General features: G+C 71.3%; 15 protein-coding genes and 2 pseudogenes. 15 read left to right on the forward strand and 2 right to left on the reverse strand.

All coding sequences use genetic code 11. The features are described from left to right. The first annotated feature begins 28 nt into the window (after positions 1 to 28). The 7 genes and pseudogenes from ACIQGV_RS28755 (at position 29) to ACIQGV_RS28785 (ending at position 7,875) form a co-directional block, all read left to right on the forward strand. Positions 29 to 337 carry a DUF2469 domain-containing protein gene (locus ACIQGV_RS28755; RefSeq protein ID WP_005311352.1) on the forward strand — a complete coding sequence of 103 codons (309 nt, stop codon included), beginning with the start codon at positions 29 to 31 and terminating at the stop codon, positions 335 to 337. Positions 338 to 499: 162 nt separating this feature from the next. Continuing rightward, the gene (locus ACIQGV_RS28760; RefSeq protein ID WP_402499238.1) at positions 500 to 862 is read left to right on the forward strand and encodes a YraN family protein; all 363 of its coding nucleotides are present in this window, start codon (positions 500 to 502) and stop codon (positions 860 to 862) included. A 1-nt stretch (position 863) separates the two neighbouring features. Then, positions 864 to 1,967, forward strand: a pseudogene (locus tag ACIQGV_RS28765) (YifB family Mg chelatase-like AAA ATPase); the annotation flags it as partial. Between the two features lie 43 nt (positions 1,968 to 2,010). Continuing rightward, a complete protein-coding gene (locus ACIQGV_RS28770) occupies positions 2,011 to 3,498 on the forward strand; it encodes a tyrosine-type recombinase/integrase (RefSeq protein WP_107071277.1) in 1,488 nt (495 codons plus the stop codon). Next, positions 3,495 to 5,393, forward strand: a complete 1,899-nt coding sequence (locus ACIQGV_RS28775; RefSeq protein WP_040247752.1) for a hypothetical protein — start codon at positions 3,495 to 3,497, stop codon at positions 5,391 to 5,393. Before ACIQGV_RS28770 ends, ACIQGV_RS28775 begins: the two co-directional genes overlap by 4 nt. Further along, a complete protein-coding gene (locus ACIQGV_RS28780; protein ID WP_040247751.1) occupies positions 5,390 to 7,489 on the forward strand; it encodes a hypothetical protein in 2,100 nt (699 codons plus the stop codon). The genes ACIQGV_RS28775 and ACIQGV_RS28780 overlap by 4 nt, the downstream gene beginning before the upstream one ends. Continuing rightward, entirely contained in the window at positions 7,486 to 7,875 is a 390-nt protein-coding gene (locus ACIQGV_RS28785; RefSeq protein WP_040247749.1) for a hypothetical protein, read from the forward strand. Before ACIQGV_RS28780 ends, ACIQGV_RS28785 begins: the two co-directional genes overlap by 4 nt. 194 nt (positions 7,876 to 8,069) lie before the next feature. Here ACIQGV_RS28785 and merB read toward each other — a convergent pair whose 3' ends face one another. Beyond that, positions 8,070 to 9,035 carry an organomercurial lyase gene (gene merB / locus ACIQGV_RS28790; RefSeq protein ID WP_402499240.1) on the reverse strand — a complete coding sequence of 322 codons (966 nt, stop codon included), beginning with the start codon at positions 9,033 to 9,035 and terminating at the stop codon, positions 8,070 to 8,072. 99 nt (positions 9,036 to 9,134) lie between these two features. Between merB and ACIQGV_RS28795 the strand changes: the two genes are divergently transcribed. The 5 genes and pseudogenes from ACIQGV_RS28795 to ACIQGV_RS28815 all read left to right on the forward strand — a co-directional run bounded on the left by ACIQGV_RS28795 (position 9,135) and on the right by ACIQGV_RS28815 (position 13,158). Continuing rightward, entirely contained in the window at positions 9,135 to 9,539 is a 405-nt protein-coding gene (locus ACIQGV_RS28795; RefSeq protein ID WP_009190886.1) for a heavy metal-responsive transcriptional regulator, read from the forward strand. A gap of 185 nt (positions 9,540 to 9,724) precedes the next feature. Further along, positions 9,725 to 10,243: pseudogene (locus ACIQGV_RS28800) on the forward strand (ATP-binding protein); the annotation flags it as partial. Beyond that, entirely contained in the window at positions 10,240 to 11,394 is a 1,155-nt protein-coding gene (dprA, locus tag ACIQGV_RS28805; protein WP_402499244.1) for a DNA-processing protein DprA, read from the forward strand. The pseudogene ACIQGV_RS28800 and the gene dprA, both read left to right, overlap by 4 nt. Positions 11,395 to 11,675: 281 nt before the next feature. Beyond that, entirely contained in the window at positions 11,676 to 12,518 is an 843-nt protein-coding gene (whiG, locus tag ACIQGV_RS28810) for an RNA polymerase sigma factor WhiG (RefSeq protein WP_402499246.1), read from the forward strand. Positions 12,519 to 12,600: 82 nt separating this feature from the next. Further along, positions 12,601 to 13,158 (forward strand): TetR/AcrR family transcriptional regulator, encoded by a 558-nt coding sequence (locus ACIQGV_RS28815; protein WP_402499466.1) that lies wholly within the window; start codon positions 12,601 to 12,603, stop codon positions 13,156 to 13,158. Between the two features lie 63 nt (positions 13,159 to 13,221). Here the strand turns inward: ACIQGV_RS28815 and ACIQGV_RS28820 are convergent, their stop codons facing one another. Further along, positions 13,222 to 13,809, reverse strand: a complete 588-nt coding sequence (locus ACIQGV_RS28820) for a murein hydrolase activator EnvC family protein (RefSeq protein WP_402499248.1) — start codon at positions 13,807 to 13,809, stop codon at positions 13,222 to 13,224. A 271-nt stretch (positions 13,810 to 14,080) separates the two neighbouring features. Between ACIQGV_RS28820 and rpsB the strand changes: the two genes are divergently transcribed. The 3 genes from rpsB (at position 14,081) to pyrH (ending at position 16,929) form a co-directional block, all read left to right on the forward strand. Continuing rightward, positions 14,081 to 14,983 (forward strand): 30S ribosomal protein S2, encoded by a 903-nt coding sequence (gene rpsB, locus ACIQGV_RS28825; protein ID WP_402499250.1) that lies wholly within the window; start codon positions 14,081 to 14,083, stop codon positions 14,981 to 14,983. Positions 14,984 to 15,137: 154 nt separating this feature from the next. Then, entirely contained in the window at positions 15,138 to 15,974 is an 837-nt protein-coding gene (gene tsf / locus ACIQGV_RS28830; RefSeq protein ID WP_402499252.1) for a translation elongation factor Ts, read from the forward strand. A 196-nt stretch (positions 15,975 to 16,170) separates the two neighbouring features. After that, the gene (pyrH, locus tag ACIQGV_RS28835; RefSeq protein WP_402499254.1) at positions 16,171 to 16,929 is read left to right on the forward strand and encodes a UMP kinase; all 759 of its coding nucleotides are present in this window, start codon (positions 16,171 to 16,173) and stop codon (positions 16,927 to 16,929) included. Positions 16,930 to 16,933: the final 4 nt, after the last annotated feature.

A 16,933-nucleotide genomic window follows, 5' to 3' on the forward strand; every position in this document is an offset into this window, starting at 1 on the left:
GGATCGCACGGCTGAAGGGGAACATGCCATGAGCGCCGAGGACCTCGAGAAGTACGAGACCGAGATGGAGCTCAAGCTCTATCGGGAGTACCGCGACGTCGTCGGTCTGTTCAAGTACGTGATCGAGACCGAGCGGCGCTTCTACCTGACCAACGACTACGAGATGCAGGTGCACTCGGTCCAGGGCGAGGTCTTCTTCGAGGTGTCCATGGCGGACGCCTGGGTGTGGGACATGTACCGGCCGGCCCGGTTCGTGAAGCAGGTGCGGGTACTCACGTTCAAGGACGTGAACATCGAGGAGCTCAACAAGAGCGATCTGGAGCTTCCGGGGAGCTGAGGCCCGCCGTCCCGGCGGGTGCGCGGTGAGCCCTCCGCGGGTTCGTCCGGGCCGGCGTTCACCTGGGCGGGTGGCGCGGTTCTCCACAAGGGCCCGGCCGTCCACCAAGATCAACTCGCTGGCACCGGCCGCGTGATCGTCGGCACCGGAGGTGGTGCCGACATGAACGCACGCAACGCACTCGGCAGGTACGGCGAGACCCTGGCCGCCCGGCGGCTGACCGAGACCGGCATGACGGTCCTGGAGCGCAACTGGCGCTGCGGCAGGGCCGGAGAGATCGACATCGTGGCCCGCGACGGGGACGTCCTCGTCGTCTGCGAGGTGAAGACCCGCAGGGACGGCGCCTTCGAGCACCCGATGGCCGCCGTGGGCCCGCAGAAGGTGCAACGCCTGCGGGACCTGGCCGAACGCTGGATCCAGCGGTACGGGGGAGCCCCGCCGGGCGGCGTCCGCATCGACCTCGTCGGCGTCCTGCTGCCCCGGCGCGGCGCACCCGTCGTCGAGCATGTGCGGGGGGTGGCCTGACATGGGCTTCGCACGCACCTGCTCCGTGGCCCTCGTCGGCGTCGAGGGGGTCGTCGTCGAGGTCCAGGCCGACCTCGAACCCGGCGTCGCGGCGTTCACCCTGGTGGGCCTCCCCGACAAGAGCCTCACGGAGAGCCGGGACCGGGTCCGGGCCGCCGTCGTCAACTCGGGGACGGCCTGGCCGCAGAAGAAACTCACGGTGGGACTCAGCCCGGCGTCGGTGCCCAAGAGCGGCAGCGGCTTCGATCTCGCCGTCGCGGCGGCCGTCCTGGGCGCCGCCGAGCGGATCGACCCCCGCGTCCTGGCGGACATCGTCATGATCGGAGAACTGGGCCTCGACGGCCGGGTGCGCCCCGTCCGCGGCACCCTGCCGGCCGTGCTGGCGGCCGCCGACGCCGGTTACGAACAGGTCGTGGTGCCGGAGTGCGCGGCCGCCGAGGCGTCCCTGGTGCCGGGCGTCTCCGTGCTCGGCGTCCGCAGCCTGCGCCAGCTCGTCGCCGTCCTCGCGGACGAACCGGTGCCCGAGGAGGAACCCGACGAGCAGGGCCGGCCCGACCCGCTGCTCGCCGGGCTGCGCATGCCCGGCACCGGCGCGGCCACGGGCGTGCACGGCATGGCGCACCAGGACGCCGGGCACGACCTCGCCGACGTCGTGGGCCAGCTCTCGGCGCGCGTGGCGGCGGAGGTCGCCGCCGCCGGAGGCCACCACCTGTTCCTGGAGGGGCCGCCGGGCGCCGGGAAGACCATGCTCGCCGAGCGGCTGCCCGGCATCCTGCCCCGGCTCACCCGGCAGGAGTCCCTGGAGGTCACTGCCGTGCACTCGGTGGCGGGGCTGCTGCCTCCCGGCAAACCGCTGATCGACGTGGCCCCCTACTGCGCCCCGCACCACTCGGCCACCATGCAGTCCCTGGTCGGCGGCGGCCCCGGCATCGCCCGGCCGGGCGCGGTGTCGCTGTCGCACCGGGGCGTTCTCTTCCTCGACGAGACCCCCGAGTTCGGCAGCCGGGCCCTCGACGCGCTGCGCCAGCCGCTGGAGGCGGGCCATGCGGTCATCGCCCGCAGCGCCGGGGTGGTGCGCTTCCCGGCCAGGTTCCTGATGGTCGTCCGTTATGCGGTGGTGAACATGTCCGCCGCTACAGTCCCGCTTCATGTCGATCTTGGGTTGGCGGGTGTTCTTCACCCGCCGCGGGCTGCCGCGTCCGCGTACGGAAGACGTCGTGTACGCGGACCCGGAAGCGTTGGACGAGTGGTTGGACGAGCACGGCGTCCTGGACGGGCAGCCGTTTCTGATCAGCCCGGCGGGCGGGTACGACGTCGAGCTGAACAGCATCTTCGCCACGGTGCTGAGCGCGAGTCCGCGGAACACGCAGGCTGCGGTCGCCCGCGACCTGCGGGGGTTCTTGAACTTCCTGTGGTTCAGCCGTCCCGGTACGGATTCGCGTACGGGCGAACGTGCACAACCGCGTACATGGCGGGAGGCGACGCCGGAGGACCGGGCGGCCTACGAGCGGTGGCGACGCAAGGACCCGGCCGGGCCGCGGGTGGAGGACTCGACATGGGACCGGGAGGTGTCCACGGTCAACGAGTTCTACCTCTGGGCGATCTCGCAGGACCTCGTCCGGGTGAATCCGATCGTGCAGCGGACGGTGACCGTCCTGGACCCGGTTCACGGGCGGCGCGAACGGCTGGCCCCGGCGGAGTCTTCGCACGTCGGGCCTCGGCGGGATGTGAAGTGGCTGCCGCCGGCGTCCTACCTGCGGTGGCGGGACGTGGGGATTCGCGGGTTCGGCCCGGACGGACTGCCCTCGCCGCGGTTCCGGGGCCGCTTCGCGGCCCGGAACTCGGCCTACAGCGACCTGATGGTCCGCACCGGGATGCGTCTGGACGAGCAGAGTTCGCTGACCTTGTTCGAGCTGCCGGAGGCCGAGCCGGGACTGCACAACGCCCGCACCCGGCTGCCGAACGCCGTCGCCAAGAACGGCTCGGGCCGCGTGATCTACGTCCCCGTTCCGACGCTGAAGGACGTATGGGAGTACGTCGAGATCGACCGCACCGAGGCCGTCGAGGACGCTCGCGCCCGCGGTCGCTACGACGCCGTCCGATCGCCGCTGGTGGTCGAGGACCGGGACCGCGCCGCGGTCCGGCTCGGCGGCCGGTGGGTGCCGGTGGCCAAGCTGGAGCCACACGAGAGGCGGCGCCTGTTCGTTGAGGGCAAGGAGGGCCTGGAGCCGGCCGCGCTGTGGTTGACCGAGCGGGGGCTGCCGATGACGCCCTCGGGCTGGCAGCAGGTGTTCAAGGACGCCAACGCCCGCTGCCAGGCCCACGGCCTGCGGGACAGGGCTCACCCCCATGCCCTGCGCCACTCCTACGCCGTGGTGACCCTGGAACAGCTCTGGCGGGGGCACTTGCAGGCACTCGGCGAGATGAACGCCGACCAGCGCGAGCTCTATCAGATGGTGTTCGGCGACCCGCTGAACTGGCTGCGGATCAGACTCGGACACCGGTCGGTCGTCACCACACAGCTCTACCTGCACACCCTCCAGGAACTGGAGATGGAGACGCGGATCGCCCTGATCCCTGCGGATAGCTGGGGGCCGAGCGGGTTCTGTTCCCAGGGATGGGAGGCGGTCGCGTGACCACCGCTCCTTCCCGTCCGGGCCGCGGCCGGTCGGCCGCGCTTCCATCCGGCCCCTACGAACCGCCGCCCGCCGTCCGCCCGACCCCGGCAGGGTTTGAGGTCGCATTCGAGGGCGAGGACGGCCGCCGCAAGGTCTTCTCCCTCGCCTTGCTGCCCCTGCCGGGCTGGCACGAGGACCTGGCCGCCGCCGAAGCGGTCCGGTTCGGGCCGACCGGCACCTGCCGCACCCTGAACAGCGCCGAACACGTCCACAACTCCGCCCGGCTGCTACTGACCTCCCTCGCCGAGCTGGACGAGCCCCCGGCCACCGCCGGGGACCTGCGCGAATCCCATCTGCTGCGGCTGCGGATGCAGTTGCAGAACAACTCGAAGTCGGGCGCGTTCCTCACCCGGTTCGGGGCCGTGGTCACGCTCCTGCGCTGCCTCCCGGCGGGCCGGCTGCGGCCGGAGGTGCAGGACTTCCTCGGCCGCAGAGGGCACGTCGCCGGCCGCAGCCCGGAGGGCCTGCCCGGCTACTCCGACCGGGAGTTCACCGCGATCGTCACGGCCGCACGCTCGGACGCCGCGGCGATCCGGGACCGGATCGCCGCGGGCGAGCGACGGCTCGCCCGCGTCCAGGCCGAGGGCCTGGACGTCTTCGAGGGCCAGGACCGGATCGACGCCGAGAGGCTGCTGCGGCTGGCCCGCACCGGCACGGCCCGCGGCATCCCCAACGGCCGCACCCTGCCTCCCGGCGTCCCGGGCAACCAGTGGCGGCTCCAGCTCGCCCGGCAGTTGTTCCTCACCGAGCGGGACGTGCTGCCGCTGCTGATCCTGGCCGTCGCGGTGACCGGGCGGAACGTCGAGACGATCAAGGAACTTCCGGCCGAGCACCGCGTCCTGGAAGACCGGGCGGTCGCGGTCGGCCTGCTCAAACGTCGCCGCAGCAAGAGCGCGAGCCGGGAGACGGTCCACTGGGAGGTCGGCCCTCCCAGCCGCCAGCTGCACACACCGGGCGGCTACTACCTGCTGCTGCACAAGCTGACCACCCCCAGCCGCTTGCTCTGCGGCACAGACCGGCTCTGGTCGATTTATGCGGGGATGCACGGCCGCACCGCGAAGAACGCCGCCTACTGGGACGCCAAGCAGGAGTCCGCCGGGCACGTCGCTCCGTTCACCCTGCGGATGAACTCCCTGGGCCGCCCGACCCTGACCGAGTGGGCCGCCTCCCACGGCCTGCGCGACGACGACGGCGGTCCGCTGTCTGTGAGGATGAACCGGATTAAGACCACGGTCGAAGTCCGCACCACCCGGGCCCTGGGCGGGCACCTGCCGACCGCGTCGCGGACCAACACCCTGGACGTCTCCTTCCGCCACTACCTCAAGCCCGACCCGCGCATCCGCGACTGGGCCGAGCGCGTCATGACCCAGGCCCTGACAGACGCCGAGGACCACGCACGAGCCACCACGACCCGGGTCCTGGACGAAGCCGCCGAGAAGGCGATGGCCACCGACCCGCACACGGCGGCGAAGCTGCTGGGCACGACCCCCGACAAGATCGCTCAGGCCCGGGACGGGCAGTTGGACACCCTCGTCAGCGCCTGCCTGGACTTCGACCACGGACCGTTCGATGACGGACCGTGTCGGCAGTCGTTCCTGACCTGCCTGCGCTGCGAGAACGCGCTCGTGCTGGAGAAACACCTGCCAGCGCTGCTGGCCCTGCTGGACCGGCTGCAGGCCGAACTCGACGCCACGAACGTCGCGGACTGGTGCCGGCGCCATGCCGTCACCTGGCTGATCCTCACCCGCCGCGTCCTGCGGCGGTTCACCACCGCCCAGATCGAGCGGGCCCGGCAGACGAAGCCGTCCGACCTGCCGCTGACTCTGCTCGACGGCCCGAAGGAGATCGCGTGACCACGCTCGCCACGATCACCGTTGCCGAGCCGCGGTTCGCCCCGGACCTGCTGGTCCTGCGCAACCGGCCGCTGCGGCCGGGAGTGTCCTTGCAGGACACCGCGCGGTTCGGCGACGAGGTCTGGAAGCTGAAACCGGCGATCGTCCAGGACCACCACCGCGAACTGATCTTGAACTTCCCCAAGATCCCCGGCTGCTTCCGGCAGGTCGCCAAGGAACTGATGGCCTGCGAACTCGCCTACGATCTGCCGCCCGGCGAACGTCCCGCGAGGATCTTCACCCTGCGCGGGCACTTCGCCGACCTACGGATGTTCCTCGAATGGGCCGCGAAGCGGGGGGCCACCCGCCTGGCCGACCTGACCCCCGGGGACCTTGCCGACTACCTCACCCACCTGGGCACCCTGCGGATCGCCCTGGACACCCGCCGCACGAAGACGTTCGTCGCCCGGAAGCTGTGGTTGTTCCGCACGAAGCTGTCCGACGCGCTCGCCTTCGACCCGGCCGTCATCCCCGGCTGGGTCCGCCCCAAGCACCGCAAGGACGGCGAGAACACCACCGAACGCATCCCCGAACAGGTCATCGGCCCCCTCCTGACCTGGGCACTTCGCTGGATCGAAGACTTCTCCGACGACATCATGCGAGCCCACGACGAGTACCTCGACCTGCGGCACAACACCGTGAACAACCGCATCCGCCGCGGGGCACCGAGGATCAAGGGGGCGCCGGCCTACCTCGCCACGGTCCTCGACCGCTACCGGGCCCAGGGCCAGCCGCTGCCCGGCGCCCACGGCTGCCCCAGCCAGCGGACGGACGACTGGGTCGTCAACACCAGCCACCTCGCCCGTCAAGTCGGCTGCAACCGCGGCGCGTTCAACACCGACACCTGCCGGGCCATGATCGCCGATGCCCTCCGTGAACTCGGCCTCGACCACGGCACCTACCTCCTCACCCAGATTGAGGGCCGTCTCGACGGCCGCCCCTGGCGCGGGCGGATCGCCTACGAGGAGGTCCAGCGGCTCGACCGGCTCCTTGCCGCGGCCTGCTACATCGTCGTCGCCTACCTCTCCGGGATGCGCGACAGCGAGGTCAAGCACCTCGCCCGCGACTGCCTGAGCACGGCCGCCGACGAACACGGACGCACCTACCGGCGCCGGATCACCAGCCTCGCCTTCAAGGGCGAACAGGACGTCCGCGGAGTCGAAGCCCAATGGATCGTCGGCGAACCCGTCGAACGCGCGATCCGCATCATGGAACGGCTCGCGCAGCCCGACCATCAGCGTCTTTTCAGCGTCCTGGCCAGCTCGCCGCACTACAGCCGCACCGACCCCAACCGGTCGAAGACCAGCACGCAGACCATCGCCGACCTGCGGGCCTTCATGGACTGGATCAACGACTACTGCACCGCCCACGGACGCGGCGACTTCATCCCGCCCGTCAACGGGCGCCGCTGGCCGATCACCACCCGCCAGTTCCGCCGGACCCTGGCCTGGTTCATCGCCCGCCGCCCCGGCGGCACCATCGCCGGCGCGATCCAATACCGGCACCTCAGCGTCCAGATGTTCGAGGGCTATGCCGGGACGTCCGAGTCCGGGTTCCGGCCCGAGGTCGAAGCCGAGCAGGCCCTCGCCCGCGGCGAACAGCTCCTCGACCTGGTCGGCACCGGCGAACACCACCGTCTGACCGGCCCCGCCGCCGAGGAGGCCGAACTACGGCTCGCGGAGTTCGCCCACCACGCCGACTTCCGCGGCAAGGTCGTCACCGACCCGGTCCGCCTCAAGCGCCTCATGACCCGCCAGGACCCGCACATCTATCCCGGCGGCTTCGTCACCTGCGTCCACGTCCCGGAACGGGCCCTCTGTCGCCGCGGCGACGACACCGAGGGGCCGTCCCTGCCCGACTGCCAGCCTCTGCGCTGCCGCAACGTCGCGCTCAACGCGGACAACCGCGAGGCCCTGGCCACCCACCTCCGACACCTCGACACCGCCCTCGCCGGCGGCGACGCGCTTGCGCCCTTCCCTCGCCAGCGGATGCAGCACCAACACGACGAGATCGCCGCGTTCCTCGCCCGCCACACCCCCGACCAGGAAGCCCCATGACGCTTGAACTCCCCACGGATGCCCAGGTCAAGCAGGCGATGGACGACGTCCTCGCCGAGGCTGCCCGCACCGGCCGCACGGCCACCGTCACCGCCGTCGAGCGACGGCTCGGCCTGCGGCACGCGACGTTCTATCGCCACTACCAGCCGCTGATCACCGACTACTTCCGCCCGAAGGCCCAGGTCGGCAGCCAGCCCGCAGCGACGACAGCAGCGGACGCGGAGAACGACCGGACCATGAAGCGGCTCCGCCAGGAGAACACCGAGCTCCGCAAGCTGACGAACATCTACGCGGAGACGATCCGACAGCTCACGATCGACAAGACCGCTCTCGAAGCCCAGGTCCAGGCCCTCAGCGGGGTCACCCAGCTGAGGCCAAGAGGATGAGCGCATGACGGAGGGGTCCCCACCGGGTGGCTTTGTTTACGAGATACGACAGCGTTTGTTCACGTCTTCGGGAGGCACCCGTCATGAGGCGAAGGCGTTGTTCACGAGAACGGGAGGCACCGAGTACCGGCACTGGGTGACACAGCGGATCTGCTGCCCAAGGTGCCCTCGTGTCGGCGCGTGCCACGTGGCTTTCATGGAGCGAGCAGAGGGCCGAAAGTCTGTCGGCCGATGCGCTCGGCGGTCGGCTGGTCGACTACCTGGCCGGGTACGTCGGGGTGCTGACTTGTCCAGGCGCGGGCGTTCGCGGCGTTGGTGAAGAAGTTCAGCGCGTCGCAGCAGGCCGAGGCGGCGGGTCCGCCGCCAGGCCGCTGCCCCACGAAGACCACCGCGGTGGCGGGTTCCCACCGCACTGTGCCGGTGGTCGAGGTGACGGTGATGGGTTCGCCGGTGACCGGGTCGGCGGAGGAGATCACCGCGTCCTGGCCGAGCATGGCCGGGATACCCAGGGCATCGATGGCACACATCGACCAGACCTCCACCTCGCTTTCAAGGCGGACCCGGTGGCGGGTGGGGGCAGCGGAGAACGGATAGGCGGCGCGGATGTTCCCGGTCTCGTCCAGGGTGAGGAAGTCCTCGTCCGCCAGCTCGGCGAGCACCTCGGCAGCGTTCCTCCCGGTCCCGGCCGCGACCGGCTGAAGCATCTGCGCGTCGGGAGCGGCTCCCGTGGCGGCGAAGTGGCGCAGGATCTGCTGGTGCACCACGCGCAGGCCGTTCTCGGCGGGCGCACGGCGGCCGCGGCCGGCCCGGCCGACCACATCCAGCGGCTGCGGGGGGCAACAGTCCGAGGCCCTCACGCTACGGCCCTGTGGGGTCGCCCCGGCGAGGGCCTGGCGAAGGGCGGACTCGTCCGGCACCCCCAACACGGTGCCGTCGGCGTGCCGGTAAAGGCGGCACGAGAGGCTCGGTACGGCCCCGGGCGGCGCGAAGGGGTCGATGCCGTCGATCAGGATCGTCGGCGACCCGAACATGCCCCAGCGGGCGGCCTCGGCCTCGTCGGTCACCTCGACCAGGTCCACCTGAGCCTGTCGTCCAGCCAGCGCGGCGGTCACCCGCTCAAGCGCGGGCCGCGCGTTCGGGCAATCCGCCACCGTCAGCACCGTGACCTGCATCTGCTTGTCCTCCTAGACCGTCGTCCGTCTTCCGGACCGACGGTAGACCTTCCAGCACACTGGAAGGTCAAGGGTTAGCCTGGAGCCATGCGCATCGGCGACCTCGCCACCCACACCGGGCTGACGACCAAGACCATCCGCTTCTACGAGGACAGCGGCCTGCTGCCCGCACCACCGCGCACGCCGGGCGGCTACCGGGACTACCCCGACCACACGGCAACGCGACTCGCGTTCATCCGCGACGCCCAGCGCGCCGGACTCACCCTCGCCGAAATCCGCTCGGTCCTCGCCCTGCGCGACGACGGCCACGCACCCTGCACTCATGTCACCCGCCTCATCCACGGGCACCTGGACGACATCGACCGACGCATGGCCGACCTCGTCGCCACGCGCGAAGCACTCCGCGACCTCGCAGGCCGCGCAGCGACCACCGACCCCGCCGCCTGCGGCGCGGACGACATCTGCACCATCCTCAAGCCCGCACAGCCGTAGACCGCTGCCCAAACTCGTGAACATTCAGGCTGCGGCCCAGGAGCCAACCGCCTCCGAAACTGAATTCAAAGTGCTGTCCGTTCTCATGAACAGAGCCACCACCGGGCTTCCGGCGGGGACCCCTCCGTCATCTCTCCCGGCCCACGCAGAGCGGACAACGGACAGATTCAAACCCTCCCCATAACCTCGCCGCCAACCCCTGCCCGTGCGGGCGCTTCTCCCGGACGGACGACCTGTGCGAGTGCCCGCCCGCCGCGATCCGCCGCTACCAGGCCAGGCTCTCCGGTCCCCTGCTCGACCGGGTCGACCTCAGGGTGGAGGTGGACCGTGTGACACGAGCGGAGCTCACCCGGCGGGACGCCCGCGGAGAGGCCACCGCCGTGGTCGCCGACCGGGTGCGGCAGGCCCGTGAACGCGCCGCGGCCCGGCTCGCCGGCACACCGTGGCGAACCAACGCCGAGGTGCCCGGACGGGAACTGCGCAGCCGCTGGTACGCCGCGAGCGGCGCCATGGACGAGGCCGAGCGCTGCCTCGAACGCGGTGTGCTGACCGCCCGCGGCCTGGACCGGGTGCTGCGCGTGGCCTGGAGCGTGGCCGACCTCGTGGGCCACGACCGGCCGGGCGCCATGGACGTCACCCTCGCACTGCAGCTGCGCACCGGCGTCCCCAGGGGTGTGCCCATGGCCATCGGAGCACTGGCATGAGCGGCGGACCCGGCCACGACCTCCTCGGCCGGGTCTTCCTCGCCCGTGTCGTCGAGCCCGGCGACGAGGCCGCCGGACGGTGGGTGCGGGAGGCCGGGGTGGCCGAGGCGGTGGCACGGCTGCGCGGCGGGGGCGAGGCACCGCCCGGGGTGAGCGCCACACGCTGGAGCGGGCTGCTGGCCCGGGCACGCCGCGCCGAGCCCGAGCGGGACCTCGCCGTGGCGAGGGACACCGGTGTGCGGTTCGTGTGCCCCGGCTCGGCCGAGTGGCCCGGCCAGCTCGACGACCTGGGCGACGCCCGCCCGATCGGACTGTGGGTGCGCGGACGGCCGGGTCTGCGCATGTGGGCCCTCAGGTCCGTCGCCGTCGTCGGCGCCCGGGCCTGCACCGAGTACGGCGCCCATGTCGCCGTCACCCTCGCCGCCGGGCTCGCCGAGCACGGCTGGGTCGTCGTCTCCGGCGGCGCCTACGGGGTCGACGGCGCCGCCCACCGCGGTGCCCTGGGCGCGGGCGGCGCGACCGTCGCCGTCCTGGCCTGCGGGGTCGACCGGCCCTACCCGCGCGGCCACACCGAGTTGATCAACAGGATCGCCGAACAGGGACTGGTCATCGGGGAGTTGCCGCCCGGTGAGCATCCCACGCCCAGCAGATTCGTCCTGCGCAACCGTGTCATCGCCGCCCTGACCAGGGGAACCGTGGTCGTCGAGGCCGCTCACCGCAGCGGCTCGCTGGTCACGGCACGCGCCGCGCAGCGGCTGGGGCGGCACACCATGGGCGTCCCCGGCCCGGCCACCAGCGCCCTGTCCGCCGGCGTGCACGAACTGCTGCGCGGCGAGGCGGTGCTGGTCACCGACGCCGCCGAGGTCGTCGAACTGGTCGGCGCCATGGGACAGCTCGCCCCGGAGCGGCGCGGCCCCGTGCTGCCGCGCGATCTGCTGGCCCCCGCGACCCGGCGGGTCCTCGCCGCCCTGCCCGCCCGCGGGGCCGCCGCACCGGAGGAGCTCGCCCGCGGCGCCCAGACGACACAGGACGACGCGATCGCGAGACTGTACGAACTCGGAGCACTGGGCTACGTCGAACGACACGGCGACGGCTGGAAGTTGACACGCCAGGCGATGACCTCCCTCCGCGGCGGTCGCCCCCCGTGCTGACCGAGGGGGTTCGTCCGTCCGGGGGAAGCCGTACTCCCCTTGGGAATGCGCGGAGTTGACGTGTCACGGCGGTCCCGCGGCGTGGCCGCCATGACCCGGTGGGGCGCACAGCGGAACGTATCTGCGCACAGGTCGGGGCCCGTCCTTCGCGCACCGCGACAGCCCAGTCACGCTACGCTCACGAAGTTCCCGGCACAGGCCGGCAACTCGGCATCAGGCCGACAGCTCACCCACGTACCCCTACATCGCACGCTTCACGGCAGAACGGCTCAAGGCGACGAATGCCCCAGCACACCTCCGGGTCCGACCGGGCGGCCATCCCCCCAGCCGCCCGCGACGGTGGCGGCGTGCGGCCGCCCGCTCCCTCGACGCTCGACGAACTGTGGCGGTCGTACAAGGCCACCGGAGACGAACGGCTGCGCGAACAGCTGATCCTGCACTACTCGCCGCTCGTGAAGTACGTGGCGGGCCGTGTGAGCGTGGGCCTGCCGCCCAACGTGGAACAGGCGGACTTCGTCTCCTCCGGCGTCTTCGGGCTCATCGACGCGATCGAGAAGTTCGACATCGGGCGGGAGATCAAGTTCGAGACGTACGCGATCACCCGGATCCGCGGGGCGATGATCGACGAACTGCGCGCGCTGGACTGGATCCCGCGCTCGGTGCGGCAGAAGGCGCGCAACGTGGAGCGCGCCTACGCCACCCTGGAGGCACGGCTCAGGCGCACCCCGACCGAGGGCGAGGTGGCCGCCGAACTGGGTATCGCCGTCGACGAACTGCACGCCGTGTTCAGCCAGTTGTCGCTGGCCAACGTGGTGGCCCTGGAGGAGCTGCTGCACGTCGGGGGCGAGGACGGCGACGGGCTCAGCTTCATGGACACCCTGGAGGACACCGCCGCCGACAACCCGGTGGAGGTGGCCGAGGACCGTGAACTGCGCCGCTTCCTCGCCCGGGCGATCAACACGCTGCCCGACCGGGAGAAGACCGTCGTCACGCTCTACTACTACGAGGGCCTGACCCTCGCCGAGATCGGCAACGTGCTCGGTGTCACCGAGAGCAGGGTCAGCCAGATCCACACCAAGTCCGTGCTCCAGCTGCGCGCGAAGCTGGCGAGCTTCGGCCGGTGAAGGACCCGTCGGGCTGCGTCACTCCCGTTCGGGGTGGCGCGTCCGTACAGTGGTTGACGTGCCAAGGATTCGAGCGGCCTCCGTGGCCGAGCACCGGTCGATGCAGCGAGCCGCCCTGCTGGACGCGGCTCGTTCCCTGCTGTCCGAGGGCGGGACGGAGGCGCTGACCTTCCCGGCCCTCGCCGAGCGCACGGGGCTGGCGCGCTCGTCGGTCTACGAGTACTTCCGCTCGCGGGCCGCGGTCGTCGAGGAGCTGTGCGAGGTCGACTTCCCCGTGTGGGCCGCGGAGGTCTCGGCGGCGATGGAGCGGCAGGAGGCGCCCGAGGGCAAGGTCGAGGCGTATGTGCGGACGCAGCTGGAGCTCGTCGGGGACCGGCGGCACCGTGCCGTGGTGGCGATCTCGGCGAGCGAGCTGGACGCCGGGGCGCGGGAGAAGATCCGGGCCGCGCACGGCGGGCTCGTGGCGATGATCGTCGACGCCCTCGCGGAACTGGGGCACGCGGAGCCCCGGCTGGCGGCGATGCTGGTGCAGGGGATCGTGGACGCCGCCGTGCGGCGCGTCGAGCTGGGCGCGGCCGAGGAGCCCGGCGTGATCGCGGACGCGGCCGTGGCGATGGTGCTGCGGGGCGTGCACGGCTGACACGGGCCGCGGCCGGGCGGTTCCCGCGGCCGGGCGAGCGCTCGCGGCGGTGACGGCCCGGGATCAGGCGGGCGGCTCCGGCACGCCCGGCACGGGCAGCAGTCTCGACGGACCTGTCCGCAGCAGTTCCGGCGGCAGCAGGCCCAGCGGGTCCAGATAGGCGGTCCCCCGGCGCAGGCCCCAGTGCAGACAGGGCTCCGCGCAGTGGGAGCCGCCCGGCTCCACGGTGCCGACCGGCTGTCCCGGCGTCACCCGCTCGCCCTTGCGGACCGTCGCGCGCACGGGCTGGTACGTCGTGCGCAGGGGAGGATCGCCCGTGCCGGCGAGGGTCACCGCGACCACGCCCCTGCCGGCCACCGGGCCCGCGAAGGAGACCCGGCCCGCCGCCACCGCGCGCACCGGGGAACCGGGAGCCGCCGCGAGGTCGACGCCGCGGTGCCCGGGACCGTACGGCGTCGTCGGGGGCTGCCAGCCACGCAGGACAGGTGGCCGGGAACCGACGGGCCAGACCCGGCCCGGGGCCGGAGCGGGCGGGGGCGCGGAGGCCGGCGGCGGGACAGGGGTACCGGCCTCGGCGGCCGAGGTCAGGACCGTGAGAACCAGTCCCAGCAGCAGGGCCCGGGTCGTCTGCGCGTAGCGCTTCGTTCGCATGGAGGCACCGTCCCGCACCCCCGCCGTACATGGCCGGGACCTGTGGGCCGGTGGCCGCTTGTGGACGGCGGCGTCACCCGGCGGCCCTCAGGTCCCGTACACTTCTGATGGCGACCCGGGCCACCGGGTCGACTTCGCACGCCCCGACATCGGCGGGTCTCCCACCGGTGTCACGCGCCCCTCGGTCCTTCGCGGCAGGCGCATCGGGAGCGTCAGGCGCGGGAGCCGTCCGGCACCCGCGGCACAACCGAGAAACATGAGGAGAACGGCCATGGCCGTCGTCACGATGCGGGAGCTGCTGGAGAGCGGCGTCCACTTCGGTCACCAGACCCGTCGCTGGAACCCGAAGATGAAGCGCTTCATCTTCACCGAGCGCAACGGCATCTACATCATCGACCTGCTCCAGTCGCTGTCGTACATCGACCGCGCCTACGAGTTCGTCAAGGAGACCGTCGCCCACGGCGGCACGGTCATGTTCGTCGGCACGAAGAAGCAGGCGCAGGAGGCCATCGCCGAGCAGGCCACCCGCGTCGGCATGCCCTACGTCAACCAGCGCTGGCTGGGCGGCATGCTCACCAACTTCTCGACCGTCTACAAGCGTCTGCAGCGCCTCAAGGAGCTCGAGCAGATCGACTTCGAGGACGTCGCGTCCTCCGGTCTGACCAAGAAGGAGCTCCTGGTCCTCTCCCGCGAGAAGGCCAAGCTGGAGAAGACCCTCGGTGGTATCCGCGAGATGCAGAAGGTGCCCAGCGCCGTCTGGATCGTGGACACCAAGAAGGAGCACATCGCGGTCGGCGAGGCCCGGAAGCTCAACATCCCGGTCGTCGCCATCCTCGACACCAACTGCGACCCCGACGAGGTCGACTACAAGATCCCGGGCAACGACGACGCGATCCGCTCCGTCACCCTGCTCACCCGTGTGATCGCCGACGCCGTCGCCGAGGGTCTCATCTCCCGCTCGCGCGTCGCCACCGGTGACAAGGGCGACAAGGGTGCGGGCGAGCCGCTCGCCGCGTGGGAGCGCGACCTGCTCGAGGGTGAGAAGAAGGACGAGGCTCCGGCCGCCGAGGCCGCTGCCGCTGAGGCCCCTGCCGCCGAGGCTCCCGCCGCTGAGGCCCCTGCCGCTGAGGCTCCGGCCGCTGAGGCTCCGGCCGCCGAGGGCGAGCAGGCCTGACCTGTCAGGGCTGACGACGGGGGCGGCGGCATGACGTCCGCCCCCGTCGTTCACCCCCCCCCAGGTCGGCGGAGCGTCCGCCGCCCCCGCTGCACGGGGAGGCGGACCCCGTAGATCTCCGATCTTCCAGACTTCGAGAAAGACTCACAGACTCATGGCGAACTACACCGCCGCTGACGTCAAGAAGCTCCGCGAGCTCACCGGCGCCGGCATGATGGACTGCAAGAAGGCGCTGGACGAGGCCGAGGGCAACGTCGACAAGGCCGTCGAGGCGCTGCGCATCAAGGGCCAGAAGGGCGTCGCCAAGCGCGAGGGCCGCTCCGCCGAGAACGGCGCCGTGGTCTCGATCATCGCCGACGACAACTCCTCCGGTGTCCTGGTCGAGCTGAAGTGCGAGACGGACTTCGTCGCCAAGGGCGAGAAGTTCCAGGCCGTCGCCAACAAGATCGCCGAGCACGTCGCGGCGACCTCCCCGGCCGACCTGGAGGCCCTGCTCGCCTCCGAGATCGAGGCCGGCAAGACCGTCCAGGCGTTCGTGGACGAGGCCAACGCCAACCTGGGCGAGAAGATCGTCCTGGACCGCTTCGCCCAGTTCGCCGACGGCTACGTGCTCGCGTACATGCACCGCACGATGCCCGACCTGCCCCCGCAGATCGGTGTCCTCGTCGAGCTCGACAAGCCGGACGCGGACGTCGCCAAGGGCATCGCCCAGCACATCGCCGCCTTCGCGCCGAAGTACCTCTCCAAGGAGGACGTGCCGGCCGAGGTCATCGAGACCGAGCGCCGCGTCGCCGAGGAGACCACCCGCGCCGAGGGCAAGCCCGAGGCCGCGATCGCCAAGATCGTCGAGGGTCGGGTCAACGGCTTCTTCAAGGACGCGACGCTGCTGGGCCAGCCCTACGCGCTCGACAACAAGAAGTCGGTCCAGAAGGTCCTGGACGAGGCCGGTGTCACCCTGAAGCGCTTCACGCGCATCAAGGTCGGCATCTGAGTCCGTACCGGGACCGACGCGCGACCCACGGCGGACTACCGCTAGGGTCGACCGCAGTCGTCCGCGTACGCCGTCGCACGCGCGTGTGACGGACGACAGCAGATCTGACGAGGAGGCCATTGCCGCGTATGGGAAGCACACCCCACCGGCAATGGCCTTCTTCGTATGTGCAACACGTGAAAGAGGCGGGATCTCCATGACCACCAAGGCCCAGAAGAGCGACGACGGCAAAGTGCGCGGCCGGTATCTGCTGAAGCTGTCCGGAGAGGCGTTCTCCGGTGGCGGGGGCCTGGGCGTGGACCCGGACGTTGTGCACAAGATCGCCCGTGAGATCGCCGCCGTCGTGCGTGACGGCTTCGAGATCGCGGTCGTCATCGGCGGCGGCAACTTCTTCCGCGGCGCCGAGCTCCAGGTGCGCGGCATGGACCGCGCCCGCTCCGACTACATGGGCATGCTCGGCACCGTGATGAACTGCCTCGCCCTCCAGGACTTCCTGGAGAAGGAGGGCATCGACTCCCGGGTGCAGACCGCCATCACCATGGGCCAGGTCGCCGAGCCGTACATCCCGCTGCGTGCCGTGCGCCATCTGGAGAAGGGCCGCGTGGTCATCTTCGGCGCCGGTATGGGCATGCCGTACTTCTCCACCGACACCACCGCCGCCCAGCGCGCCCTGGAGATCGACGCCGAGGCGCTGCTCATGGGCAAGAACGGGGTGGACGGGGTCTACGACTCCGACCCGAAGACCAACCCGGACGCCGTGAAGTTCGACGCCCTCGGCTACGGCGAGGTCATCACCCGCGATCTGAAGGTCGCCGACGCCACCGCCATCACGCTGTGCCGTGACAACAAGCTCCCGATCCTCGTCTTCGAGCTTCTGGCCGAAGGCAATATCGCTCGCGCCGTCAAGGGTGAGAAGATCGGCACGCTGGTGGGTGACCAGGGCAGCCGGGCCTGACCGG

Source organism: Streptomyces sp. NPDC093094 (assembly GCF_044754345.1).
Lineage (GTDB): Bacteria > Actinomycetota > Actinomycetes > Streptomycetales > Streptomycetaceae > Streptomyces.

Bases quoted from the DNA above. Each gene is read 5' to 3' on its own strand.
- ACIQGV_RS28755 (WP_005311352.1), top strand. From the start codon at position 29: ATGAGCGCCGAGGACCTCGAGAAGTACGAGACCGAGATGGAGCTCAAG.
- ACIQGV_RS28760 (WP_402499238.1), top strand. From the start codon at position 500: ATGAACGCACGCAACGCACTCGGCAGGTACGGCGAGACCCTGGCCGCC.
- ACIQGV_RS28770 (WP_107071277.1), top strand. From the start codon at position 2,011: ATGTCGATCTTGGGTTGGCGGGTGTTCTTCACCCGCCGCGGGCTGCCG.
- ACIQGV_RS28785 (WP_040247749.1), top strand. From the start codon at position 7,486: ATGACGCTTGAACTCCCCACGGATGCCCAGGTCAAGCAGGCGATGGAC.
- ACIQGV_RS28795 (WP_009190886.1), top strand. From the start codon at position 9,135: ATGCGCATCGGCGACCTCGCCACCCACACCGGGCTGACGACCAAGACC.
- dprA (WP_402499244.1), top strand. From the start codon at position 10,240: ATGAGCGGCGGACCCGGCCACGACCTCCTCGGCCGGGTCTTCCTCGCC.
- whiG (WP_402499246.1), top strand. From the start codon at position 11,676: ATGCCCCAGCACACCTCCGGGTCCGACCGGGCGGCCATCCCCCCAGCC.
- ACIQGV_RS28820 (WP_402499248.1), bottom strand. From the start codon at position 13,809: ATGCGAACGAAGCGCTACGCGCAGACGACCCGGGCCCTGCTGCTGGGA.
- rpsB (WP_402499250.1), top strand. From the start codon at position 14,081: ATGGCCGTCGTCACGATGCGGGAGCTGCTGGAGAGCGGCGTCCACTTC.
- tsf (WP_402499252.1), top strand. From the start codon at position 15,138: ATGGCGAACTACACCGCCGCTGACGTCAAGAAGCTCCGCGAGCTCACC.
- pyrH (WP_402499254.1), top strand. From the start codon at position 16,171: ATGACCACCAAGGCCCAGAAGAGCGACGACGGCAAAGTGCGCGGCCGG.